Source organism: Streptomyces sp. NPDC050164 (genome assembly GCF_044459945.1).
Classification (GTDB): Bacteria; Actinomycetota; Actinomycetes; order Streptomycetales; family Streptomycetaceae; genus Streptomyces; species Streptomyces coeruleorubidus_A.
In genome coordinates, this window is record NZ_JBITJK010000015.1 from 60,899 (window position 1) to 83,052 (window position 22,154).

General features: G+C 71.1%; 21 protein-coding genes and 3 pseudogenes. 7 read left to right on the forward strand and 17 right to left on the reverse strand.

Annotated features, from left to right (window positions below):
- Positions 1 to 26: 26 nt before the first annotated feature.
- Positions 27 to 679: pseudogene (locus ACIBNA_RS21115) on the forward strand (GntR family transcriptional regulator); the annotation flags it as partial.
- Between the two features lie 295 nt (positions 680 to 974).
- Positions 975 to 1,796 carry an alpha/beta fold hydrolase gene (locus tag ACIBNA_RS21120; protein ID WP_399166693.1) on the forward strand — a complete coding sequence of 274 codons (822 nt, stop codon included), beginning with the start codon at positions 975 to 977 and terminating at the stop codon, positions 1,794 to 1,796.
- Positions 1,797 to 2,066: 270 nt separating this feature from the next.
- On the opposite strand, the gene ACIBNA_RS21125 is transcribed toward ACIBNA_RS21120, so the two are convergent.
- Positions 2,067 to 3,002: a lysostaphin resistance A-like protein gene (locus ACIBNA_RS21125; protein ID WP_399166694.1), complete on the reverse strand. Its 936-nt coding sequence runs from the start codon at positions 3,000 to 3,002 to the stop codon at positions 2,067 to 2,069.
- 27 nt (positions 3,003 to 3,029) lie between these two features.
- On the reverse strand, positions 3,030 to 3,683 hold the full coding sequence (locus tag ACIBNA_RS21130) for a hypothetical protein (protein ID WP_399166695.1): 654 nt from the start codon (positions 3,681 to 3,683) through the stop codon (positions 3,030 to 3,032).
- A gap of 110 nt (positions 3,684 to 3,793) precedes the next feature.
- Between ACIBNA_RS21130 and ACIBNA_RS21135 the strand changes: the two genes are divergently transcribed.
- Complete coding sequence (locus tag ACIBNA_RS21135) at positions 3,794 to 4,429, forward strand: TetR/AcrR family transcriptional regulator (RefSeq protein ID WP_399166696.1); 636 nt, start codon at positions 3,794 to 3,796, stop codon at positions 4,427 to 4,429.
- Positions 4,430 to 4,518: 89 nt separating this feature from the next.
- Here the strand turns inward: ACIBNA_RS21135 and ACIBNA_RS21140 are convergent.
- The 3 genes and pseudogenes from ACIBNA_RS21140 to ACIBNA_RS21150 form a co-directional block, all read right to left on the reverse strand.
- Positions 4,519 to 4,649: pseudogene (locus ACIBNA_RS21140) on the reverse strand (transposase); the annotation flags it as partial.
- A gap of 213 nt (positions 4,650 to 4,862) precedes the next feature.
- Positions 4,863 to 5,630 carry a class I SAM-dependent methyltransferase gene (locus tag ACIBNA_RS21145; RefSeq protein ID WP_399166697.1) on the reverse strand — a complete coding sequence of 256 codons (768 nt, stop codon included), beginning with the start codon at positions 5,628 to 5,630 and terminating at the stop codon, positions 4,863 to 4,865.
- Positions 5,631 to 5,634: 4 nt separating this feature from the next.
- On the reverse strand, positions 5,635 to 6,198 hold the full coding sequence (locus ACIBNA_RS21150; protein WP_399166698.1) for a PadR family transcriptional regulator: 564 nt from the start codon (positions 6,196 to 6,198) through the stop codon (positions 5,635 to 5,637).
- 70 nt (positions 6,199 to 6,268) lie between these two features.
- On the opposite strand from ACIBNA_RS21150, the gene ACIBNA_RS21155 reads away from it, so the two are divergent.
- From ACIBNA_RS21155 to rho, 3 genes are all read left to right on the forward strand, one after another.
- Positions 6,269 to 6,667: a nuclear transport factor 2 family protein gene (locus ACIBNA_RS21155; RefSeq protein ID WP_399166699.1), complete on the forward strand. Its 399-nt coding sequence runs from the start codon at positions 6,269 to 6,271 to the stop codon at positions 6,665 to 6,667.
- Between the two features lie 69 nt (positions 6,668 to 6,736).
- Positions 6,737 to 7,564, forward strand: coding sequence for a class I SAM-dependent methyltransferase (locus tag ACIBNA_RS21160; protein ID WP_399166700.1), 828 nt, complete (start codon positions 6,737 to 6,739; stop codon positions 7,562 to 7,564).
- Positions 7,565 to 7,813: 249 nt separating this feature from the next.
- Positions 7,814 to 8,956, forward strand: a complete 1,143-nt coding sequence (gene rho, locus ACIBNA_RS21165; RefSeq protein WP_399166701.1) for a transcription termination factor Rho — start codon at positions 7,814 to 7,816, stop codon at positions 8,954 to 8,956.
- Between the two features lie 15 nt (positions 8,957 to 8,971).
- Here the strand turns inward: rho and ACIBNA_RS21170 are convergent, their stop codons facing one another.
- The gene (locus ACIBNA_RS21170; protein ID WP_399166702.1) at positions 8,972 to 9,979 is read right to left on the reverse strand and encodes an ArsR family transcriptional regulator; all 1,008 of its coding nucleotides are present in this window, start codon (positions 9,977 to 9,979) and stop codon (positions 8,972 to 8,974) included.
- Positions 9,980 to 10,315: 336 nt separating this feature from the next.
- On the opposite strand from ACIBNA_RS21170, the pseudogene ACIBNA_RS21175 reads away from it, so the two are divergent.
- Positions 10,316 to 11,080: pseudogene (locus ACIBNA_RS21175) on the forward strand (D-alanyl-D-alanine carboxypeptidase family protein); the annotation flags it as partial.
- Positions 11,081 to 11,139: 59 nt separating this feature from the next.
- Here ACIBNA_RS21175 and ACIBNA_RS21180 read toward each other — a convergent pair.
- The 11 genes from ACIBNA_RS21180 to crcB (ACIBNA_RS21230) form a co-directional block, all read right to left on the reverse strand.
- Positions 11,140 to 12,525 carry a glycosyltransferase 87 family protein gene (locus ACIBNA_RS21180; RefSeq protein ID WP_399166703.1) on the reverse strand — a complete coding sequence of 462 codons (1,386 nt, stop codon included), beginning with the start codon at positions 12,523 to 12,525 and terminating at the stop codon, positions 11,140 to 11,142.
- Entirely contained in the window at positions 12,522 to 13,916 is a 1,395-nt protein-coding gene (gene mptB / locus ACIBNA_RS21185; RefSeq protein ID WP_399166704.1) for a polyprenol phosphomannose-dependent alpha 1,6 mannosyltransferase MptB, read from the reverse strand. Before mptB ends, ACIBNA_RS21180 begins: the two co-directional genes overlap by 4 nt.
- A gap of 114 nt (positions 13,917 to 14,030) precedes the next feature.
- Positions 14,031 to 14,954 (reverse strand): glutaminase, encoded by a 924-nt coding sequence (locus ACIBNA_RS21190; RefSeq protein ID WP_399166705.1) that lies wholly within the window; start codon positions 14,952 to 14,954, stop codon positions 14,031 to 14,033.
- Between the two features lie 45 nt (positions 14,955 to 14,999).
- Positions 15,000 to 16,412 (reverse strand): aspartate ammonia-lyase, encoded by a 1,413-nt coding sequence (gene aspA / locus ACIBNA_RS21195; protein WP_399166706.1) that lies wholly within the window; start codon positions 16,410 to 16,412, stop codon positions 15,000 to 15,002.
- Positions 16,413 to 16,544: 132 nt separating this feature from the next.
- Positions 16,545 to 17,561 (reverse strand): asparaginase, encoded by a 1,017-nt coding sequence (locus ACIBNA_RS21200; protein ID WP_399166707.1) that lies wholly within the window; start codon positions 17,559 to 17,561, stop codon positions 16,545 to 16,547.
- A gap of 32 nt (positions 17,562 to 17,593) precedes the next feature.
- Positions 17,594 to 19,036, reverse strand: a complete 1,443-nt coding sequence (locus ACIBNA_RS21205) for an amino acid permease (RefSeq protein WP_399166708.1) — start codon at positions 19,034 to 19,036, stop codon at positions 17,594 to 17,596.
- Positions 19,033 to 19,710, reverse strand: a complete 678-nt coding sequence (locus ACIBNA_RS21210) for a FadR/GntR family transcriptional regulator (protein ID WP_399166787.1) — start codon at positions 19,708 to 19,710, stop codon at positions 19,033 to 19,035. Before ACIBNA_RS21210 ends, ACIBNA_RS21205 begins: the two co-directional genes overlap by 4 nt.
- A 164-nt stretch (positions 19,711 to 19,874) precedes the next feature.
- Positions 19,875 to 20,711, reverse strand: a complete 837-nt coding sequence (locus ACIBNA_RS21215; RefSeq protein ID WP_399166709.1) for an undecaprenyl-diphosphate phosphatase — start codon at positions 20,709 to 20,711, stop codon at positions 19,875 to 19,877.
- A 73-nt stretch (positions 20,712 to 20,784) separates the two neighbouring features.
- The gene (crcB, locus tag ACIBNA_RS21220) at positions 20,785 to 21,150 is read right to left on the reverse strand and encodes a fluoride efflux transporter CrcB (RefSeq protein ID WP_399166710.1); all 366 of its coding nucleotides are present in this window, start codon (positions 21,148 to 21,150) and stop codon (positions 20,785 to 20,787) included.
- Complete coding sequence (locus ACIBNA_RS21225) at positions 21,147 to 21,563, reverse strand: DUF190 domain-containing protein (RefSeq protein WP_399166711.1); 417 nt, start codon at positions 21,561 to 21,563, stop codon at positions 21,147 to 21,149. Before ACIBNA_RS21225 ends, crcB (ACIBNA_RS21220) begins: the two co-directional genes overlap by 4 nt.
- Complete coding sequence (gene crcB, locus ACIBNA_RS21230; protein WP_399166712.1) at positions 21,560 to 22,021, reverse strand: fluoride efflux transporter CrcB; 462 nt, start codon at positions 22,019 to 22,021, stop codon at positions 21,560 to 21,562. The genes ACIBNA_RS21225 and crcB (ACIBNA_RS21230) overlap by 4 nt, the downstream gene beginning before the upstream one ends.
- Between the last annotated feature and the right edge of the window lie 133 nt (positions 22,022 to 22,154).

The following is a 22,154-nucleotide window of genomic DNA, read 5'->3' on the forward strand; positions in this document are numbered from 1 at the left end:
CGAACGTCACCAACAGGACGCGCGGCATGGCCCGCACCACCCCGCACGACCCCCCGACGGCCGAAGGAGAGCCCCTGTACCGGCGGATCGCCACGGAGTTGCTCGGCCAACTGCGCGACGGCACCGTGCCGCCCGGCGAACGGCTGCCGGGCGAGCGGCGGCCGGCCGGGCACTTCGGGGTCAGCCGGAAGACCGTACGGCAGGCGCTGGAGCTGCTGCGCCGCGACGGTTTCGTCGCCACCGACCGGCGCGGCAGTCACGTCACGCTGCCCGGTCTGCCGGTCGAGACCCCGGCCTCGCGCACCTTCCCGGTCGGCGCCCGCGCCGCGACCCCGGGCACGGTGGCCCGCGCCACCGTGGCCTGGGAGCCGCCCCCGCCGGACCACGCCGAGGCCCTGGGGCTGGCCCTCCCCCACTGCCTGAACGGCGTGGGAGGTGCCCCCATCCGCGACCGCGCCGATGACACCGCCGCCGCCGCGCGCAGCGGCGGCGGGCCTACGACTGGATGCGCCGGGCCGGCCTGACCCTGCACCACCGCGACGCCATCACCCGCCTCGTGAGCACGCCGTCGGTGCGGGTCACCCGGCGCGTGCACGACCAGTACGCGCGCCCGCTGGAGATCACCGACCTCGTGGTGGACGCCCAACGGGACGCGCTGGTCTACGAGTTCACGCTGCCGGGCCGGACCCCGACGCCCACCACCGCCGGGGCGTCCGACCGTACGCGGGCCTTGAAACGGCGCGCGCAGTGGCCGGCAGGTCGCCGGCCACCTCGCGGGACCGATCGGCGGGCTCGGGCACAAGCCGATCGGCATCGGTCACTCGTTCGGCGGAATGCTCACGCAGATTCTCGCCGGGCGGCGCCTGGGGCGCTTCGAACCCCTCGTGCCGGCGTCGGCGGCGCGATCCCGGGATCACGGAGATCATCGAGATCAAGGGCAGGGGTCACGCCCCGACGATCCGAGAGGGTTTCCCATGAGCACACTCACCACGTCCGACGGAACCGAGATCTACTACAAGGACTGGGGCGAGGGGCAGCCCGTGGTGTTCAGCCACGGCTGGCCCCTCAACGCGGACGCCTGGGACGGTCAGGCGCGTCTGGTCGCCGAGAACGGGTTCCGGGCGATCGCGCACGACCGCCGCGGGCACGGCCGCTCGGGTCAGCCGTGGCAGGGCAACCACATGGACCGGTACGCCGACGACCTGGCCGAACTGATCGAGGCGCTGAACCTCAACGACGCGGTCCTGGTGGGCCATTCAACCGGCGGCGGCGAGGTGGCCCGTTACATCGGGCGGCACGGGACCGCGCGGGTCGCCAAGGCCGTACTGCTGGGCGCTGTGCCGCCGCTGATGCTGCGGACGGAGGCCAATCCGGAGGGCACCCCGAAGGAGGCCTTCGACGGCATCCGCACCGCCGTGGCGGCGGACCGCTCGCAGTTCTACTGGGAGCTGAGCGAGAGCTTCTACGGCTTCAACCGGCCCGGGGCCGCCGTGTCGGAGGGCATGCGGCGGGCGTTCTGGATGTGGAGCATGCAGACCGGGCTGAAGGGCGCCTACGACTGCGTCGCGCAGTTCTCGGAGACCGACTTCACCGAGGACCTGCGGCGGATCGACGTGCCGACGCTGGTCGCGCACGGCGACGACGACCAGATCGTGCCGATCGGCGCCTCGGCCCAGCGGACCGCCCAGCTCGTCAAGGACGCGACGCTGAAGGTGTACCCGGGCGCCCCGCACGGTCTGGTGGGCGACTTCGAGAAGACGTTCAACGACGATCTGCTGAACTTCCTGCGCGACTGACTAGTGCCGTGTCAGCCAACGTTTGCCCTGTTGATGGTGTGCCGTGACGCTGAGTAGGGGTGACACCGCTCAGAACCCCATCTTTGAACCTCTTTTGACTCGTGGGGAACGGCATCATCGTGTTGGACGCGATGATGCCGTGTATCGCGTCTTTGAGGACCGCCTCGTGCCCGTCCGGCCCATCACGGGGAGCGCGGACACCGCAGTCTCCATGTCTCCTCCAACGAGCCAACGGCCTCATGGCCTGCCCCGCCGGTTTGAAGACGGGTTCTACTCCGAGCCGGTCCGCCGTGTCTGCCGCCACACCACCGCGGTGATCGCGACCAGTGTGAGCGTGGGCACGAGCAGATACGGCGAGCCCGTACCGGCGGAGCGGTCCTGGAGGTCACCGCCGAGGTCGGCACGCAGAAGCGGCGCCGCGATGAAGGAGACCGTGTTGAGCACGGCATGGAGCACGACCGCGGTCTCGAGACCTCCCGTACGCCAGGTGATGACGGCCAGTCCGGACCAGAGCACGAAGTACCACACGGTGATGTACGGATCGGTCGAACCATGGACGGCGGTGAACAGCACGGCCGAGACCAGGACACCTGCGATCAGCCCTGCTCGCGGTCCACGGGTCCAGCTTCCGACGACACGGAAGACGAGCCCGCGCACACCGTATTCCTCGCCGGTCGTCTGCAGTGGAGTCAGGAGGAGGGTGGTGACGAAGATGCCGATGAGGTCGGCGTGCGACCAGGCGACCCGCTCGCCGGGGGCGAGGAATCCGAGCGCGATGACGACCAGCCAGACCGGGCCGAAGAGTACGAGCGCCCGCCCGAACACGTCGAACCGGAACCGCGATGTCACCGAGTGCAGCGACGCACCGCGTACTCCGTAGAGCCATCGCTGGATGAGCATGCTCCACGGCATGAGCAGGGCCAGGGAGATCATGGAGGCTGCGTGGTACAGCGGTGTGTAGTCGGTGCCGCCCAGGATGGGAGGGGTGTTGCCCATCCGCTCGTCGATGAGCGCGGCCGCCCTGCCGATGGCCGTGGGGAAGATGACGATCCCCGCCAGCAGGAGCACGATCGCCAAGATGCCGCGGCCGATGCGGCGCTTGTCGCTGGCGAGTACGCGGTGGTACTCCACGCCGGCCGGGAGCTTCCGCGCGGTGCCGGGCTCGCCCTCGCCGAGGAGCCAAGTGGGCTTGGTCGTTGTGGTCATGTCTGCCTCGTCGGTTCGTGGGCGGGGTCAGTTGCCTGCGCCGTCGAGCAGCCGGGAGTAGCGCAGCCGGAGCGCTCGCTCCGTGCTGCCCAGTACGGCCCCGAGCCCGAGCGTGATGTTGAGCCAGAGCGGCAGGTGAACGGGCGAGTCGAAGGTTCCGACGCTCCCGGCGACCGGGGGGATGTGCGAGATCGGTTCGAGAGCCTGAAGGAGGTTGAGGCCCACACCGGTGATCAGCATGAACACCGAGAGGAACGCGATCGATCGGCTCAGCGTGGGATGCGCACGGTCGAGGCGCGCACGGCGCCCCTCGGCGGACTTCGGATCAGGGGCGAGCTGCTGCGCCGTGCCGCCGGTGGTGACGTAGTGGCAGCGCTTGATCCCGAAGCCGCTCATGGCCACCTCGATGGTGCCGCCCGGGACGGGGAAGACGGCGGGGATCCTGGACTCGGCGTGACGCCTTCCGTCGCGGTACAGGTGCGCCCTGACCGAGCCGCTGCTCTGGTTGCCCCAGTGCCGGACGTCGACCGCGTACTCCGTCCGGCGACCGGCGTCGTCGGACAGCCGGAGATGGAACAGCGCGCGGCCGGGCAGCTGCCACCAGCGAAAACGCTGCAGCGGCCGCCCGTCCCCGCTCTTCACGCGTGCCACGGCCCGCTGCCTTCGCCATTCCGTGATCATGTCTCCGCCTCCCCGGCGCCTGCCGGCCCCCGCTTCTGGTACACCGTGTTAGTACCACTGCGAGTCAAAGTAGCACAGTGTGCTAGTACAGTGTGTTGGAGGAGGTTGTGATGACGGAGAAGCGGCAGCGGGAGACGGGCATGAGCAGCCGGGACAAGGTCCTCAAGGCGGCCATGGAGATGTTCGGGGAGGACCCGGGCGCGAGGCTGAGCGTGCGGGCGGTCGCGGCGCGCGCCGGGGTGAGCACGGGCTCGCTCCGGTACCACTTCCCGACCCAGCGCGCCCTGCAGGACGCGGTGCTCGCCGGCATCTACGACGTGGTGGCCCCCGACGACAGGATCCACGAACGATCGGTACCGGCCCGGGACCGGCTGGTCGACTGCCTCCGCCAAGTGCTCGCCCCCGCCGGCGTGGGCGAACAGGCGCGAACGGCCTGGCGCCAGATCCACCAGGCGTTCATCGAACCCGAGCCGACCGAAGAGAACCGCGCGGCGTATCTCGCCATCGAGCGGGAAGGGCAACGCCGCATCGAGTACTGGCTGACGATCCTCACGAACGAAGGCGCGCTCGCCCAGGGCGACAACACCCGACGCGCGAGATTCCTGCTCACCGTCCTCAACGGGCTCTCGATCGAGAGAGCCCTGCCCTCCGACGAATCGATCCTGACCGCCGAGACCGAAACCCTGTACACAGCCGTCGATTGCGTCCTTGTCGGGGACACTCTGCCGTCACACGTGAGGCGGTGAAGGCTCGTCCTCAGTTCCCGTCCGGTACGGAGTCCTCCGCCGCGACGCGCGCACGAGATCAAAAGAGGTTCAAAGATGGGTTCTGAGCCTCAGGCGACGTTTGCCCTGCCGACGACGCTCGTAGGCGCCGGTCGTCGGCGTGACGGTTCCGCCAGACGACGTAGCGGCGGATCATGCTGCCCTGTTCCTTGTGGGTGGCTTGGTCGGTGCCGTCGAGGGTGGAGGATCCCTACGGCATCTCTTCCCCTACCTGCCGAAGCAGCCCGGCTGTAACGCTGGACCGGCTCGCCGCCGAACGGGGCCTGACCGCCGCCCGGCCTGGACAGCTGCTGATCGGCGACAAGAACTACTTCGGCCGCGACTTCGAGCACCAGTCGAGTCGGTCAACGAAACCTTCAAAGGCCAGCTCAACCTCCGAACAGCACCGAGGCGCTCACTGCCCGCCTACGACCACTGACCCCTTGGAATCAATCATCTGGTCCGGCGTCCGGGCCACGACCAGCCGCACCCGCGGGCTGCCGTCCCGTCGCCGCCCGAACTCCGGCAGCGCGTGGAGATCCACTCGGAAGCCGCCCCGGGCCAGCTCACGTCGTACGTCCCCGAAGCGGAACGCGCGGTAGTACATGACGAACGCAGGCCGCCACAGCGCGTTCCGCACCCGCATCACCGTGTCGAAGCCGAGCAGCATCCAGTAGCCGAGCGAGCCCGGGCGGGGCGGGGCCACCAGCGGGAACGCGAAGCAGCCGCCCGGCCGCAGGACGGAGCGGACCTGCGCGAACAGTCCGGGCAGCTCGCGGGGCAGGAAGTGCCCGAAGGCCCCGAAGCTCACCACCAGGTCGAAGACGGGCCCGAACGGCAGGGCACGGGCATCCGCGCGGACGAAGGAGACGGGCGGCACCGCCGGGAGGACCCGTTCCCGGGCCACGTCGAGCATGCCCGCGCTGAAGTCGACACCGACGACCCGCTCCCGGCACACCCCCGCCAGCACGCCGACGCCCGCGCCGGTACCGCAGCACAGGTCGAGCCCGGCGTCGAAGGGTCCCGTCCGCCGCAAGGCCGACTCGACGGCGTCGAGGACCGCGTCGGGCGTCCGGAAGGGGGTGTGGTCGAACTTCGGCGCGAGGAGGTCGTAGCCGCGCTCGACGGACGACAGCGCTTGGACGGCGAGTTCGGGCAGACTGGGGCCTTCGGGGCTGAACATCGGCTCAGCCTAGAGGAGCTCGCTGCTTGAGGATCGTGAGCACGCGTGCGCACCAGCGGAGGTTCTCCTCCTCGAAGGCGATGCCTCCCATCAGCGTGAGGTACGGGCCGATGCGGTCGGCCTCCCGCAGGTACTCCTCCTCGCTGCGGCCGGCCAGGAGGCGTTCGCGGACGCGCTCGTAGCGGGCGAGCTTGCCGCGGGCCCACGCCTCGCGCTCCTCGACCAGCGCACGGGTGGCCTCGGGGTCCGTCCCGTCCATGGCCTGGATCTTGATGAGGAGTTCGTCGCGGATGGCGGTGGGGCGGCGGGGCGGTGTGACGGTGAAGGCGCGCAGGTCCTGGCGGCCCGCCTCGGTGAGCGTGAACATCCGCTTGTCGGGCCGCCGTTCCTGGCGTACCACCCTGGCCTCGATCAGACCGTCCTGCGCGAGACGCTCCAGTTCCCGGTAGAGCTGCTGCGGGGTCGCGGGCCAGAAGTTCGCGAGCGACACGTCGAACACCTTGGACAGCTCGTAGCCCGAGGCCTCGCCCTCCAGGAGAGCGGCCAGCACGGCGTACTTGAGAGACATGTGGACACGGTATCAACGGTTGATTAATCTACTCCGCACCTATTCAATTAGTTGACTAAGGGCAGGTCCGATGCGTGCATTCCGTGAGGCGGTCGAGGCTCTCGACCTCGACGCCGCCGAGGCGCTGCTGGCGCCGGACGTCGTCTTCACCAGCCCGGTCGTGTTCAAGCCGTACACCGGCAAGCCGGTCACGGCGGCGATCCTGCGCGCCGTCTCCGGTGTCTTCGAGGACTTCCGCTACGTGCGCGAGATCAACGACGTGAACGGCCGTGACCACGCCCTGGTCTTCACCGCGCGGGTGGGCGACCGGGAGATCAACGGCTGCGACTTCATCCATGTCGACGAGGACGGGCTCATCGACGAACTGACCGTGATGGTACGTCCGTTGTCGGCGGCACAGGCGCTGGCGGCGGCCATGGGCGCGCAGTTCGAGCAGATCGCCGAGGAGGCGCGGGCGCGCTCGGTGTGAGCGACACGTCCGGCGATCCGTTCCTCCGTTCTGCCGCATCGCGCGGTCCGTTCGCGGTTGGATGTCCCCATGACGTCCGCCGAGCACGACCGGCTGATGCGGGCCAACCAGGCGAACTGGGACGCCCGCACGCCCGTCCATCTCGCCAGCCGGTTCTACTGTCTCGACCAGGATCCCGACCCCGAGCGCTGGTTCGCGCCCTGGGAGTGGGAGGACCTCGGCGAGCTGACCGGCCGTGACGTGCTGCACCTCCAGTGTCACCTCGGCACGGAGACGATCGCCTTCGCACGGCGCGGTGCCCGGGCCGTCGGCCTCGACTTCTCCGAGGCGTCCGTGGCGGCCGCGACCGGCATCGCCGCGAAGGCCGGCGCGGACGTGACGTACGTGCGGGCGAACGTGTACGACGCCGTCGAGGCCCTGGACGGGCGGCAGTTCGACGTCGTCTACACCGGCAAGGGCGCCCTGTGTTACCTGCCCGACCTGAACCGGTGGGCGGAGGTCGTCGGCCGGCTCCTGCGTCCCGGCGGCCGGTTGTACGTCGTCGAATTCCATCCCCTGCTCAACTCGCTCGGCCCGAAACCCGCTCCGGGCGAGGGCCCCGAGCTGCTCCTGCGCCACGACTACCTGGGCGGCGCCGGTCCCGTGCACCGGGACGCGACCCACACGTACACGGACGGCCCTGCCGTCGAGGGCGCCACGGACAGTTACGAGTGGATGCACGGAATAGGCGAGGTCGTCAACGCGTTGACGGATGCGGGACTGGCCGTTGGGCGGCTGCGGGAAAGCGACGAACTTCCCTGGCCACGGTGGCCGCAGACGGTCCGCACGGAGTCCGGCTGGTGGCGACTGCCCGAGCCGCGGATCCCGCTGCTGTACGGGCTGCTGGCCACACGCTGACGTATATCTCCCTCCCCCGGCGCCCCGTCGGGTGGTAGCCTGCGAACAGCACTTGTGCACGCCCCCTTCTGTGGGCGCCGGTGCGGTTCTCCATTTCTCTCCATCATTTCCGGCACTTCGACTTGCTCAGTCGCACCCGAGGTGCTGTTCCCCGCCGCCGGAGGCATGTTTCACGCCCTCCCCTCGCGGCTCTCTCCCCCCTTCCCTTCGCATGTCTCATGCCTGCCGTCCGTGAAAGGACACACCACCATGACCACCACACTCGACACCCCGCCCACCCAGCAGCAGTCCGAGACCCGGACCGCCCTCGGCGTCCTCGACATCGACGCGAGCGGGAAGGGGCACCTGCGCGGCGAGAGCTGCCTGCCCACGCCCACCGACCCTGCGGTCTCCCCCGCCCTGATCCGCCGCCACGGCCTGCGCAAGGGCGACCTCGTCGAGGGCACCCTGGGCGACCGGCGCGGTCTCACCGACGTCGCACGGGTCGACGGCCGTACGTCCGCTGAACTGCGCGGCCGTCGGCACTTCCGGGACCTGACGCCGCTGCATCCGCAGGAGCGGCTTCGCCTCGAACACCCGGCCGCGGGGCTGGCCGGTCGGGTCGTCGACCTGATCGCACCGGTCGGCAAGGGCCAGCGCGGGCTTCTCGTGGCCCCGCCCAAGACCGGCAAAACCGTCATCCTCCAGCAGCTCGCGGCCGCCGTCACCGGCAACCATCCCGAGTGCCGGCTGATGATGCTGCTGCTCGACGAGCGGCCCGAGGAGGTCACCGACATGCGGCGCAGCGTGCGGGGCGAGGTGTACGCCTCGACCTTCGACCGGAGTGCCAAGCAGCACATCGCACTCGCCGAGCTCGTGATCGAGCGGGCCAAGCGGCTCGTCGAGGCGGGCGAGGACGTCGTGATCCTCCTCGACTCCCTCACCCGGCTGTGCCGGGCGCACAACAACGCGGCCGCCTCCGGAGGCCGCATCCTCACCGGAGGCGTCGACGCGTCCGCGCTGACCGGACCCAAGCGGTTCTTCGGCGCCGCCCGGTCGGCCGAGGAGGGCGGTTCCCTCACGATCCTCGCGACGGCGCTGGTGGAGACCGGTTCCCGGGCCGACGACTTCTACTTCGAGGAGCTGAAGAGCACCGGCAACATGGAGCTCCGGCTGAGCCGCGAACCGGCCTCCCGGCGTGTGTTCCCGGCCGTCGACATCATCCCCTCCGGCACCCGCCGCGAGGAACTCCTGTTGCCCGCGGCCGAGTTGGCGGCCATGCACGGCCTGCGGCGGGTGCTGCAGAACCGGGACGGGCAGGGCGCCCTGGAGACCCTCCTGGAACGCATGCGCGACACCCCGGACAACGCGACGTTCCTGCGGCGCATCCAGCCGACGCTGCCCTCGGACTGAGCCGCGGCTGTCGCGTCAGCCGGATCCGCCTGTGCCCGCCTTGAGCAAGGACGCCCCGGCAGGCGTGAGGGTGTGCAGTACGGCCGGGCCGTGCCGGACGGTGGTGATGAGGCCCGCGTCGCGCAACGCGGTGGCGTGCCGACTGGCCGAGGACGCCGAGACTCCGGCGGCACGGGCCATCTCGGCGGTCGTGGCGCCGGTGGAAGCGGCGCGCAGTGAGACCGCGCGAGCGCGGCCGAGGAGGTTGATCAAGGATCTGTCGGCGGCTTCGGCGCCGTACGGAGCGTCCGGCGAGCTCGGCTCGTGGAGCAGCGAGTACCAGAGCACGGGCGGCAGTTGGGGATCGGCGAAGGCTACCGGCTCGCCCCAGTTGAAGTACGAGGGGACGAGCGTGAGTCCACGGCCGTCCAGGTGCAGGTCCCGCTCGCCGGTCTGCTTCGGATAGCTGACCTCCAGGACGGGAGGGCGCCAGCGCAGCATGGGCCCGAGCCCCGAGAGCATGCCCTCGACCCCGCCGTCCAGGAGCCCACGGCAGCGGGCCACCCGCTCCGCCTCGATCCGGGCCTGTGCCTGCTCTTCGTACGGGGCGACAACCGCGTCGTAGTACGCGCGCAGCATCCCCACGAACTCCTTGCGCGCTTCCAGCCCGGTCAGCTGCCCGGCCCAGGCGGGGGCACCCACCGTCCGGTCGAGGACGGCCATCTCCGCCAGGATGCGTTCTGCAGGCGTGGCCACGATCGATTCCATGCCCGCGTCCAGGTCGCCCACCGCGTCGGCGGGGGTCAGGAAGTCCGGGAAGTACGCGGCCCTCGGATACAGCGGCAGCAGGACACTCCGCAGGACCCGCTCCAGCCCTTTCTCCCGCAGTTGCTGCCGTGCCGTGCGGTACCACTCGGCATAGGCCCACCGCCCTTTGCGGGACTGTAACCGGTGCATACTCGCGGCGATCTCCCACACCGGATCAGGTGCGGCGGCGACCCTGGTGCGCGCCAGGTCCCCGTCGCTGAAGTGGATGCGGAGCATGTCGTCGTCCCCCTTTGACTCGGCTTTCGCAGTGTCATGCGACAGCCTTGCTTCGGCACGTCCGGCCGGGCGATCGTAGGCCGGGGACATCAGGACGCGATAAACGCGGGTTTGACGGCCAGGGTGCGCTCGTTCATCTCCGCCTGCGCGAGCGCCGCGATCATCGCCGCCGCCGTCGGCCGCACGTGCGGCATCCGGGTGCTCGCGCGCGGTGTCCGGCCCGGTCGTCGCGGCGCGGAGCACATCCGTTTCTACGTTGATCGTATGATCATTGGAGTCTCTTCCCGGGTGGCTGTGTCGGTCTGTGCGCTCTGTGCGGCAGGGCTTCTGGCCGTGATGCCCGCCGCGGCGGCCGGTCCCGGCGGGACGGAACCCAGTCCGCCGTCCGGGCCGAGGGCGGCGGCCCCGCACCCCTCGCTGCTGTACCGCCCCGGCACCCAGGTCCGGCCGCGCGCCGGGGCGCCCCGTCTCCCGGAGACCTCCGCGCTGTCCTGGCTGGTGGCCGACGCCCGCACCGGCGAGGTGCTCGCCGCCCACAACGCGCACCGCAGGCTGCCCCCGGCCAGCACCCTGAAGACCCTCTTCGCCCTCACGGTGCTGCCCGCGCTGCCGGCAGGCATCCGGCACACGGTCCGCGAGGAGGAACTGAGGGGCGTCGGGGCCGGCAGCAGCCTGGTCGGGGTCACCGAGGGCCGTACCTACCGGGTCGCCGACCTGTGGCGGGGTGTCTTCCTCAACTCCGGCAACGACGCCGTGCGCGTCCTGGCCGAGCTCAACGGCGGCTGGCGGGCCACGGCCGAGCGCATGCAGGCCAAGGCCCGGTCCCTCGGCGCCCGCGACACGCGCGTGGTCTCCCCGGACGGCTACGACGCGCCGGGACAGGTGTCGTCGGCGTTCGATCTGGCGGTCTTCGGCCGGGTCGGGCTGCGCAACCCCGACTTCGCGCGGTACTGCGCCACCGTCGAGGCCAGGTTCCCCGGCGGCGGAGGCTGGTCGTACCCGATCCGCAACACCAACCGGCTGCTGAGCGGCGCCCGTGGCGTGAAGCCGTACCGGGGACTGATCGGCATCAAGAACGGCTACACCAGCAAGGCGGGCAGCACGCTCGTCGCGGCGGCGCGGCGGGACGGGCGCACCCTCGTCGTGACGGTGATGAACCCTCAGGAGGGCGGCGGGTCCGCGGTGTACGAGGAGGCCCGCTCGCTGCTCGACTGGGGGTTCAAGGCGGGCAGCCGGGTCGATCCGGTGGGTTCGCTCGAACTGTCGAGGGCTGCCGCGCGACCGGCGGCACCGACTCCGCCCGCCGTCGCGGCCGCCGTGCCGGAGGAGGCCGACTCCGACTGGACGGAAGCGGGGCTGATCGCGGGTGCCGCCGGGCTGGGTGCGGCGGTCGTGGTGCTGGTGCTGCGGCTGCCGGTCCGCCGGTCCGGGGACTGCTGACCGACCGGCAGCCACAGCAGCAGGCCCAGGGTGATCCAGGCGTAGGTGTTGCTGCCCAGGAACCCGTCGACGCCGGACGCGTCGTCGAACCACAGCCACACCACGCTGGTGCACAGCACCGCGTACAGGGCGCCCGCGATCCGGGGGTGCCCGTTGCGGATCAGCACGGCCAAGGACGGCAGCAGCCACACGAGATGGTGCACCCAGGTGATCGGGCTGACGAGACAGGCGGCGAGGCCGGTCAGAGCGAACGCCGTCGTCCAGTCCCCCGCGGCGACCGCCCGGCGGGCCCGCAGCGCCCACACGCCGAGGACCAGCACAACCGCCGCCGCCCACACCGCCCGGTCCGGTTCGCCCAGCCGGGCCAGGATGCCCTGCAAGGACTGGTTCGAGACGTAGCCGAGGCGGCCCACCCGGTTGGTGTCCCACAGCGCCTCGGTCCAGTAGAAGCGTGAGGCGTCGGGGTCCGCCGATGCCGCGAGGGCCGTGGCGCCGAGGGCGACGACCGTGGCGACCGCCGCCGCGCGCCACCGCCGGGCCACCAGCAGCAGACCGATGAACAACGCCGGCGTGAGCTTGATCGCGGCCGCCAGCCCGATGCCGATGCCCGCCCAGCGGGTGCGTCCAGTGGCGAGCAGCGCCGCGTCGGTGAGCACGAGAGCCAGCAGCAGCAGGTTCACCTGGCCGAAGCTGAAGGTGTCGCGGAGCGGTTCGAACAGCGCGAGGACACAGGCGGTCAGCGCCCAGCCGTACCAGCCGTGGCGCCGCCATTGCGGTCCCGCGAGCAGCCGCAGGACCAGGGCCAGGGCCGCCAGGTTGAGCAGCAGGGCGGCGGCGATCGCGGTGTGGAGGTCCAGCAGGGCCATCGGCACCATGACGACGGCGGCGAACGGCGGGTAGGTGAAGCCGTACGTCGTGCCGGGGACCCGGTAGTCGTAGATCCGGCCGCCGTGGTGGACCCAGCTGTCGATGCTTCCGTAGTAGACGCGCAGGTCGAACCAGTCGCGCAGCAGGGGCACGGTCGCGGTGAAGACCGTCACCAGCGTGGCGAGGGCGAGTACGAGCAGCAGTCGTCCGCGGTCGGTGCGCGGCGGGGCCGGGGTCATGCCGTGCGTCCCAGTGCCGGGGCCAGCTCGGCCTGGTGGGCCTGCCACAGCACGACGACCGCGAGTGCGCCGCCGGAGACGGCCAGCAGGAGTTGCCCGGTGTCGGCCGGGGCGCCGCTGGGCAGGACGCACAGCGCGAGCACGCCGGTCACGGCCGCCATGCGGTGGCGTACGGAGGCGCTGGGAGCGGCGGCGGCGATGAGGAACAGGCCCCACAGGGCGTACCAGGGGCGGATCGCCGGGCCGAGCGCGGCCACCGCCGCCAGGCTCAGGCCCAGCGCGTACACCGGTCGCGGGCGCAGCCGGACCCAGATCAGGACGATCGCGACCCCGGCCGCCACGACGCCCAGCGCGTGCCAGGCGGGGATCGCCAGGGGCGCGAGATCGCTGCCGAGGTGTTCCAGCAGGGCCCGGGTGGCGCGGCCGAGCAGGGTGGTCAGGGCCCAGTTCTGGGGCGAGACGGGGGTGTTCAGGGCGCCGATCCAGCCGTATCCGGTGCCGGCCGCGGCCGTGGCCGCGACAGTCGTCCCCGCGGCGGCGACGGCGGTCGTCACGAGAGCCTTCGCCGTCCCTCGGCCCGCGCGGATCTGGAGGACGACGACGGCGGCCAGCCCGAGCACGGCGGGTGCCTTGACCAGCGCGGCGAGCGTGACGAGGACGGCGCCGAGCAACGGCCACCGGCCGAGCGCCGCGACCAGGCCGGCGCCGAGCAGGCCCAGCATGACGGCGTCGTTGTGGGCGCCCGCGACCAGGTGCAGCAGGACGAGCGGGTTGAGGGCGCCGAGCCACAGCGCGGCGGACGGGTCGGCGCCGCTGTGGCGGGCCAGACGGGGTAGTGCGGCCGCCATCAGGGCCACGCCGGCGAGCGCGACGAGCCGCATCCCGACCAGCCCGGCGGGCACGTCACCGCGCGTCAGCGCCGACAGGCCCGCCGCGACAGCGAGGAACACCGGGCCGTAGGGGGCGCCGGTGTGCCGCCAGAGCGGGGCGACCTCGCCGGCGAGCGGGCCGCCGAGGTGGGACGGCCCGTGCGCGTACACGTCCATGTGCGCGTCGACCATCGCCCCCTGGGCGAGGTAGCTGTACACGTCCCGGCTGAACAGCGGCGGGGCGAGCAGCAGCGGGGCTGCCCACACGGCGAGGACGAGCAGCAGGGCGCGGGGAGCGGGCGGTCTGGGTCCTCGGACCAGGCGGCCCAGCAGCGCCCAGGCCGCGATGAGCAGGACGAGTCCGAAGTACACCCCCACCAGGCCGAGGGCGGCGCGTGCGGAGGCCGGGTGGAGGAGGTCCCTTACGGGCAGGGCTCCGGCCGTCTCACCGCCTGCCGCGAGGAAGGCGGTACCGGCCAGACCGAGTATCTGGCAGCGGCGGAGATCGACGGGGAAAGCCATGGCCAACACTCGGGCAGCGTGTCAACGCGGGGTGGCTTCACGGCGACGTGGAGCCCTCTGGAGGGAAGCGGGAGGGTGACCGGCCGGTGATCAGGTGAGGGCCGGGAGGTTCTGTCAGAACACCGACAGTCCGGTCAGCGTCGTGAATCTGTCCAGGGCCGCCACGCCCGCCACCGAGTTGCCCCGTTCGTCCAGACCCGGGCTCCACACGCACAGCGTGCAGCGGCCCGGGACGACCGCGATGATGCCGCCGCCGACGCCGCTCTTGCCGGGCAGGCCCACGCGGTAGGCGAAGTCGCCCGCCGCGTCGTACGTCCCGCAGGTCAGCATGATCGCGTTGATCTGTTTGGCCTGGCTGCGGGTGAGCAGCCGGGTGCCGTCGGCACGTATGCCGTGCCGGGCGAGGAAGGTGGTGGCGAGGGCGAGGTCGGCGCAGGACGCCGCGATCGAGCACTGCCGGAAGTACTGGTCGAGCAGGACCGGCACGGGGTTGTCGATGTTGCCGTAGGACGCCATGAAGTGCCCGAGCGCGGCGTTGCGGTCGCCGTGGGCGGACTCGGACGCGGCGACCTCCTTGTCGAAGTTCAGGTCCGTGTTGCCGCTCTCCGCCCGCAGGAACGCCAGCAGTTCGCCCGACGCGTCACCGGTACGGGTGTGCAGCCGGTCGGTGACGACGAGGGCGCCCGCGTTGATGAACGGGTTGCGCGGGATGCCGTTCTCGTACTCCAGCTGGACCAGGGAGTTGAAGGGGTTGCCGGAGGGCTCGCGGCCCACGTGTTCCCACAGGGCGTCGCCCTCGCGGGCCAGGACGAGGGCGAGGGTGAAGACCTTGGTGAGGGACTGGGCGGAGAACGGCCGCCGCCACTCCCCCACGCCGTACACCGTGCCGTCCGGCTCGGCGACGGCCATGCCGAAGCTGCGCGGGTCGCGGGCGGCGAGCGCCGGGATGTAGTCGGCGGGCCGGCCACGGCCTGGAGTCCGTTCGATCTCCTCGGCGATGCGCTCCAGGACCGGCTGGAAGGTGGTTGACGACGTCATGATCTCGATTGTCCCTCCGTGCCGGTCCCGGTGCGCTCGCGTACGTCAGGCCGCCGGAGCCGGGTCGCTGCCTGCCAGGACCTCCGGGCGCAGCAGGCCGGCGAGCGTCTCGGCGGGCAGCAGGCCCTTCTCCAGGACGAGTTCCGCCACGCCCCGACCGGTGGCGAGGGCTTCCTTGGCGATGTCGGTGGCGGCCGTGTAGCCGATGTGCGGGTTGAGGGCGGTGACGAGGCCGATGGAGTTCTCCACACTCGCGCGCAGCGCCTCGGTGTTGGCGGTGATGCCGTCCACGCAGCGTGCCGCGAGGGTGAGGCAGGCCGCGCGAAGGTGCGTGATGCTCTCCGACAGGGAGTGCAGGATGATCGGCTCGAAGGCGTTGAGCTGGAGCTGTCCGGCCTCGGCTGCCATGGTGATGGTGACGTCGTTGCCGATCACCTCGAAGGCGACCTGGTTGACGACCTCGGGGATCACCGGGTTGACCTTGCCGGGCATGATGGACGAACCGGCCTGCACCGGCGGCAGGTTGATCTCGCCGAGCCCGGCGCGCGGGCCGGAGGACAGCAGCCGCAGGTCGTTGCAGCTCTTGGAGAGCTTGACCGCGATGCGCTTGAGCACGCCGGACATCTGGACGAAGGCGCCGCAGTCCTGGGTCGCCTCGACCAGGTTGGCCGCCGTCACCAGGGGCAGGCCCGTGATGGCCGCGAGGTGGCGGCGGGCCGACTCGGCGTATCCGGCGGGGGCGTTGAGGCCGGTGCCGATCGCCGTGGCGCCGAGGTTGATCTCATGGATCAGCTCGACGGCCTCGGCAAGACGGGACCGGTCCTCGTCAATCATGACGGCGTACGCGGAGAATTCCTGACCGAGCGTCATCGGCACCGCGTCCTGCAACTGTGTACGGCCCATCTTGAGCACGTCGCGGAACTCGACGGCCTTGCGGGCGAAGGCGTCCTGCAGGACGGCCATCGCGTCGAGCAAGCCGCGTACCGCGAACACCGTCGCGATCTTGACGGCGGTCGGGTAGACGTCGTTGGTGGACTGGCCGAGGTTGACGTCCTCGTTCGGGTGCAGGTACCGGTACTCGCCCTTGGCGTGACCCAGCAGTTCCAGCGCCCTGTTCGCCACGACCTCGTTGGCGTTCATGTTGGTGGACGTGCCCGCGCCGCCCTGGACGACGTCGACGACGAACTGGTCGTGCAGCTTGCCGGCGCGGATCTCCCGGCAGGCGGCGACGATGGCGGCGGCCTTCTTCGCCTCCAGCAGGCCGAGTTCCTCGTTGGCGAGGGCGGCGGCCTCCTTGACGGCGGCCAGGGCGTCGATCAGGTGCGGGTAGGCGGAGATGGGCGTGCCCGTGATGGGGAAGTTCTCCGTGGCCCGCAGGGTGTGCACACCCCAGTAGGCCTCGGCGGGAACGTCACGGTCGCCGAGCAGGTCGTGTTCGAAGCGGGTGGCGGCGGTCATGAGGGTGCGGGTCCTCTTCTTCTGAGGGGGTGAGGGTTAATGCCTTAAGGGGCGCGGGGAACTGCGCGATCAACCACAGACGGCCGTCAGCCGGGCGACAACCCGCAGCCCCCATCGGGATCCGGCGTAGCGCTACATGTCAGCCGTCACCGGAAGAGCATCCAGCGCACGCACCGGCCGCACACACCCCACCGGCTCCCCACCCCCGAGCAGCGGCTCACCTGCGAACTCGGTGAGCAGTTCCGGGTCGACGCCCACACGGGCAAGCGCCGCCGCGGCAACCGGCACACGCGCCCGATTCGCACCGTCGGCGACCTTCACCGCAACGGCCCGGCCATCGGCCAGCGCAGCGACCTGCACGCCCTCGAAACCGTCTTTGGTGAGCAGCCCGGGCACGGCCCGCATCAGCGCGGCGACGTCCCGGCCGGAGCCGGAGGCCATCTCGGCGTGCTCGCGCATCGCGTCGGCGACGCGGGCCTCGGGCGTCCCCGGCGCGGCGGTGGCGATCCGGGCGGTGGCCCGGGCGAGGCCGTGCAGGGAGATGGAGAACAGGGGCGCGCCGCAGCCGTCGACGGTGACCCGGGCGATGCGCTGCCCGGTGAGGTCTTCGACGATCTCGGCGATGGCCTGCTGGAGCGGGTGGCCCGGGTCGAGGTAGTCCTCCAGCGACCAGCCGTTGAGCGTGCAGGTGTAGAGCATGGCCGCGTGCTTGCCGGAGCAGTTCTGCGCGAGCCGGGAGGGCAGCCGGCCCTCGCGCACCCAGCCGTCCCGGACGACCGGGTCGAACGGCAGGTCCGGGACGTTGCGCAGGTGGACCTCGGTGAGCCCGGCGAGTTCGAGGATGCGCCGGGCACCGGCGAGGTGGCGTTCCTCGCCGGAGTGGCTGGCCGCGGTCAGCGACAGCAGCTCGCCGTCGAGCGGGAGCCCGGCCCGTGCCATGGCCACGGCCTGGACGGGCTTGAGCGCGGAGCGGGGGTAGAAGGCGGCCTCGATGTCTCCGATCTGGAGCTGGACCTCTCCGTCGGCGCCGAGGACGACGACGGAGCCGTAGTGGATGCCTTCGACGATTCCGCCGCGTATGAGGTGGGCGACGGGGGCGTGGACGGGTTCACGGACCAGGGGTGCGTCCGCGAGGGAACTGCTGTACATCACTGCCTGCTTCTCGTGGAGCGGCGCGTGTTTCACGCGTCGGCTCCGGTCGTGGACTTGCGCGCGACACTGCCGCGGACGGCGAACCATCCGGCGACCAGTGCCCCGACGATCAGCGGCAGGCACAGCACGGTGGTGCGTCCCGCGCCGCCGTCGGCGTACATGAGGACCAGGACGGAGGCGAGGAACGCCAGAGTCACTATCTCGGTCCAGGGGGAACCCGGCAGCCGGTAGCCCGGGCGGGTCAGCTCGCCCTTCTGGGTCTTCTGCCAGAAGAGGAGGTGACAGACCATGATCATGCCCCAGGTGGCGAGGATGCCGATCGCGGCGAAGTTCAGCACGATCTCGAACGCCTCGGCGGGCACGACGAAGTTGAGGCCGACGCCCAGGACGCAGATGCCGCTGGTGAGCAGGATGCCGCCGTAGGGGACCTGGCTGCGGCTCATCACGGAGGTGAACCTGGGCGCGGATCCGGCCATGGCCATGGAGCGCAGGATGCGGCCGGTGGAGTACAAGCCGGAGTTGAGGGAGGACATCGCGGCGGTGAGGACGACGAGGTTCATCACGCCGCCTGCGGCGGGGACGCCGATGTTGGACAGCACCGTGACGAAGGGGCTCTCCCCCGCCGTGTACTTGTTCCACGGCAGCAGCATCGACAGCAGGACGACCGAGCCGACGTAGAACAGGCCCACGCGCCACATGATCGAGTTGATCGCCTTCGGCATGATCTTCTCGGGGTTCTCGGTCTCACCTGCCGCGACGCCGACGAGCTCGACGGAGGCGTAGGCGAAGACGACGCCCTGGATGATCAGCAGCATGGGCAGCAGGCCGTGCGGGAAGACGCCGCCGCTGTCGCTGATCAGGGACGGGCCGGGGTGGTGGCCGTCGACGGGGTGTTGGGTGACCAGCAGGAAGATGCCTATGCACATGAAGACGACGAGCGCGCCGACCTTGATGATCGCGAACCAGAACTCCAGCTCGCCGAAGATCTTCACCGAGATCAGGTTCACGGTGAGCACGACCGCCAGCGCGATGAGCGCGATCACCCACTGCGGGATGTCGGAGAACATGCCCCAGTAGTGGGTGTAGGTGGCCACGGCGGTGATGTCGGCGATGCCGGTGGTCGCCCAGTTGAGGAAGTACATCCAGCCCGCGGTGTAGGCGCCCTTCTCCCCCATGAACTCGCGGGCGTACGACACGAAGGCGCCCGAGGAGGGCCGGTACAGCACGAGCTCGCCGAGGGCGCGCACGACGAGGAAGGCGAAGAGGCCGCAGACCGCGTAGGCGATGAAGAGGGAAGGGCCGGCGTCGGCGAGGCGGCCACCGGCGCCGAGGAAGAGGCCGGTGCCGATGGCGCCGCCGATGGCGATCATGTTGACGTGCCGGGACTTCAGGGACTTGCTGTAGCCCGCGTCTCCGGCATCGACATGGCCGGAACGTTTCTGCACGCCTTCGTGCAGGGACTGCTCGCTCACGCCTCGGGTCCGCCTTCCGTGGGGGTGTCCGTGCGCGCGGGGCGCACGATGTCGGTGAGGGTCGTCTCGACGCGGTCGAGGTGGTGGGCCATGGCCTCCACGGCGTCGTTCTCGCAGCCGTCGGTCAGCGCCTCGACGATCGCCCGGTGCTCGCGGTTGGACTGCTCGCGGCGGCCGCCCAGCTCGTTGAGGAAGGCGGACTGGCGGGCCAGCGCGTCCCGGATCTCCTCGATGACCCGGCGGAAGACCGGGTTCTGGGCGGCCTCGGCCACGGCGAGGTGGAACAGCGTGTCCATCGCGACCCAGGCGGTGGTGTCCGTCTCCCGCTCCATCCGGTCCAGGAGGTGGGCCAGGTGGTCCAGGTTCTCCGGGGTGCGGCGGCGGGCCGCGTACCCGGCGACCGGGATCTCGACGTGGCGGCGCACCTCCAGCAGGTCGCTGGCCGAGTAGTCGCCGAAGGTCGGGTCCTCGACGGTGCTGGCGACGACGAAGGTGCCCTTGCCGGTCCGGGACACGGTCAGGCCCATGGTCTGCAGCGCCCGCAGCGCCTCGCGCAGCACGGGCCTGGAGACCTCCAGGGCGCGGCACAGCTCCGCCTCGGAGGGGAGCTTGTCGCCGATCGCGTAGTCGCCGCGCTCGATGGCGTCACGCAGATGCGCCAGCACCGCTTCCATGGCGCTGACGCGACGTACGGGCTGTCCGGCTGTCCGGCTGTCTGACAGGTTCACGGGGGTGATCCTCCGGGGCAAGTGAGGCACCTGTCAAGGGCCCGAAAGGAAACGTTCAGGGTGCCGCAAGCCCGCGTTCACGGTCTCGGCCCCCGGTCCCCCGCAACCGGTCAGCTGTGCAGCACACCCGCTCCGAGCAGGCCGAACAGCAGCCCACCCACGATGATCCGGTAGATCACGAAGGCGTTGAAGGAGTGCTTGGCGACGAACTTCAGCAGCCAGGCGATGGAGCCGTAGGCGACCACGAAGGACACGATCGTGCCGACGGCGAGCGGGGCCGCGCCCACGCCGGTGCCCAGGGCGTCCTTGAGTTCGTAGAGGCCTGCGCCGGTCAGGGCGGGGATGCCGAGGAAGAAGGAGAGCCGGGTGGCTGCGACGCGGTCCAGGTCGAGGATCAGCGCCGTGGACATGGTGGCGCCGGAGCGGGAGAAGCCGGGGAAGAGCAGGGCGAGGATCTGGGAGCTGCCGACGAGCATGGCGTCCTTGAACGAGGTGTCGTCCTCGCCGCGCTTGTGCCGGCCCATCTGGTCCGCCGCCCACATCACCCCGCTGCCGACGACCAGCGAGCCGGCCACCACCCACAGCGAGGCGAGCGGACCCTCGATGAGCGGCTTGGCGGCGAGTCCGACGGCGACGATCGGTACGGTCGCACAGATGACCCACCAGGCGAACTTGTAGTCGTGGTGGTAGCGCTCCTCACGGTCGAACAGGCCTCGCCCCCAGGCGGAGACGATCCGCACGATGTCCTTGAAGAAGTACACGAGCACCGCGGCGATCGCGCCGACCTGGATGACGGCCGAGAACCCGATCACGGCGTCGTCGCCGACGGGGATGCCCATGAGCCCTTCGACGATCTTCAGATGGCCGGTGGAGGAGACGGGCAGGAACTCGGTCACCCCCTCGACGGCTCCGAGGACGACGGCCTGACCGACACTGATGACGCTCATGGGATCCAGTTCTGTGAAGGGAGAGGCGGGACCGGAGAGGGCCAGTCCTACTACACCCGGGCGAGAGCCGGTCTCACCCTCCGGCGAGCGCGACCCCCGCGAACGCCGCCGCGAGTCCGGCCGCCAGGCTCGCCGCCACATTGAGGACGGCGTAGCCGCGGGCCCCCGTCTCCACCAGCCGCAACGTCTCGTAGGAGAACGTGGAATACGTCGTCAGGGCCCCGCACAGGCCGGTGCCGAGCAGAAGCTGGAGGTGGGAGCTCGCGGCGCCGGCGGCCGCGGCGCCGGTGAGCAGGCCGAGGATCAGGCAGCCGGCGAGGTTCACCGCGAAGGTGCCCCAGGGGAAGACGGAGTCGTGCCGGGACTGCACCGCGCGGTCGGTGAGGTAGCGCAGCGGCGCGCCGACCATCGCGCCCCCGACGACAAGCAGCCAGTTCACAACGACCTCTTACCCTTCGCGTCCGTTTCGCCCGGTGTGTCCTCCCGGCCGGTGGTGGGGGCGCCCCCGGTCGAGCGAAGCCGAGACTGGGGGAGGATGACCTCGCAGTCGTCGAGGGTCACCAGGCCCTCGGTGACGAGTTCGTCGAGCTGGGGCAGGAAGGCCCGGACACGTGGCTCGGTGTCGACGATCACGACGGCGACCGGCAGGTCCTCGCTCAGGGACAGCAGCCGCGAGGTGTGGATCAGCGAGGAGGCGCCGAAACCCTCCACGCCCCGGAAGACGCTGGCGCCCGCGAGGCCCGCCGCGTGGGCCCGGTGGACGATCTCCGAGTAGAGGGGCCTGTGGTGCCAGGTGTCGTTCTCGCCGACGAAGACGGTCAGGCGCAGGGCCCTGCCGGTCAACCGTGTCATGGCTGCCTCCGCTTCAGGATGCGGCGGGTCGACCAGGCCGCGAGCCACACCGCCGTGAGCGCCGCGAGCGGGGTCGCGGCGAGGTAGGCCAGGCCGGTGCGGACATGGCCGCCGTCGGCCAGCTTCTGGATGTCGACGGCGTAGGTCGAGAAGGTCGTGAAACCCCCGAGGACGCCGGTGCCGAAGAAGGGGCGGACCAGCCGGTGGGCTGGCCGGAACTCGGTGATGACCACCATGAACACGCCGATCACGGCACAGCCGGCGACGTTGACCCAGAAGGTCGTCCAGGGGAAGCCGCCCGCCTGCGCGGGCCACCACAGGGACGCCGCGTAGCGGGCGGCGGCCCCCGCTCCCCCGCCGAGCGCCACCGCCGCGACGGCCGGTCCCTGGGCGCGCCAGGCGGGCGGGTGTGAGGCGGAGGGCTGGATGCGGAGGCTTTCCGCCTCGGGGGCCGTCATGGTCGTACGTCTCCTACTCGCCGGGGCCCGGGGGGGGGTGCGGGCGCGTGCCGTCGCAAGTAGGGACCGTTGGCGGCGTCCGTGCCGCGGTTCGGGTACGGCGGGCCCCACCGCCGCGCCGCGAGAGGTGTCG

Excerpts from the sequence above, each read along its gene's own strand:
- mptB (WP_399166704.1), bottom strand. The coding sequence starts at position 13,916 with ATGGCTTTCCCCGTCGATCTCCGCCGCTGCCAGATACTCGGTCTGGCC.
- crcB (WP_399166712.1), bottom strand. The coding sequence starts at position 22,021 with ATGACGGCCCCCGAGGCGGAAAGCCTCCGCATCCAGCCCTCCGCCTCA.
- ACIBNA_RS21150 (WP_399166698.1), bottom strand. The coding sequence starts at position 6,198 with ATGTCTCTCAAGTACGCCGTGCTGGCCGCTCTCCTGGAGGGCGAGGCC.
- ACIBNA_RS21215 (WP_399166709.1), bottom strand. The coding sequence starts at position 20,711 with ATGAGCGTCATCAGTGTCGGTCAGGCCGTCGTCCTCGGAGCCGTCGAG.
- ACIBNA_RS21180 (WP_399166703.1), bottom strand. The coding sequence starts at position 12,525 with ATGACCCCGGCCCCGCCGCGCACCGACCGCGGACGACTGCTGCTCGTA.
- aspA (WP_399166706.1), bottom strand. The coding sequence starts at position 16,412 with ATGACCGCCGCCACCCGCTTCGAACACGACCTGCTCGGCGACCGTGAC.
- ACIBNA_RS21155 (WP_399166699.1), top strand. The coding sequence starts at position 6,269 with ATGCGTGCATTCCGTGAGGCGGTCGAGGCTCTCGACCTCGACGCCGCC.
- ACIBNA_RS21160 (WP_399166700.1), top strand. The coding sequence starts at position 6,737 with ATGACGTCCGCCGAGCACGACCGGCTGATGCGGGCCAACCAGGCGAAC.
- ACIBNA_RS21125 (WP_399166694.1), bottom strand. The coding sequence starts at position 3,002 with ATGACCACAACGACCAAGCCCACTTGGCTCCTCGGCGAGGGCGAGCCC.
- ACIBNA_RS21170 (WP_399166702.1), bottom strand. The coding sequence starts at position 9,979 with ATGCTCCGCATCCACTTCAGCGACGGGGACCTGGCGCGCACCAGGGTC.
- ACIBNA_RS21135 (WP_399166696.1), top strand. The coding sequence starts at position 3,794 with ATGACGGAGAAGCGGCAGCGGGAGACGGGCATGAGCAGCCGGGACAAG.
- ACIBNA_RS21200 (WP_399166707.1), bottom strand. The coding sequence starts at position 17,561 with ATGTACAGCAGTTCCCTCGCGGACGCACCCCTGGTCCGTGAACCCGTC.
- ACIBNA_RS21120 (WP_399166693.1), top strand. The coding sequence starts at position 975 with ATGAGCACACTCACCACGTCCGACGGAACCGAGATCTACTACAAGGAC.
- ACIBNA_RS21145 (WP_399166697.1), bottom strand. The coding sequence starts at position 5,630 with ATGTTCAGCCCCGAAGGCCCCAGTCTGCCCGAACTCGCCGTCCAAGCG.
- ACIBNA_RS21210 (WP_399166787.1), bottom strand. The coding sequence starts at position 19,710 with ATGGAAGCGGTGCTGGCGCATCTGCGTGACGCCATCGAGCGCGGCGAC.
- ACIBNA_RS21130 (WP_399166695.1), bottom strand. The coding sequence starts at position 3,683 with ATGATCACGGAATGGCGAAGGCAGCGGGCCGTGGCACGCGTGAAGAGC.
- ACIBNA_RS21190 (WP_399166705.1), bottom strand. The coding sequence starts at position 14,954 with ATGACGTCGTCAACCACCTTCCAGCCGGTCCTGGAGCGCATCGCCGAG.
- rho (WP_399166701.1), top strand. The coding sequence starts at position 7,814 with ATGACCACCACACTCGACACCCCGCCCACCCAGCAGCAGTCCGAGACC.
- ACIBNA_RS21225 (WP_399166711.1), bottom strand. The coding sequence starts at position 21,563 with ATGACACGGTTGACCGGCAGGGCCCTGCGCCTGACCGTCTTCGTCGGC.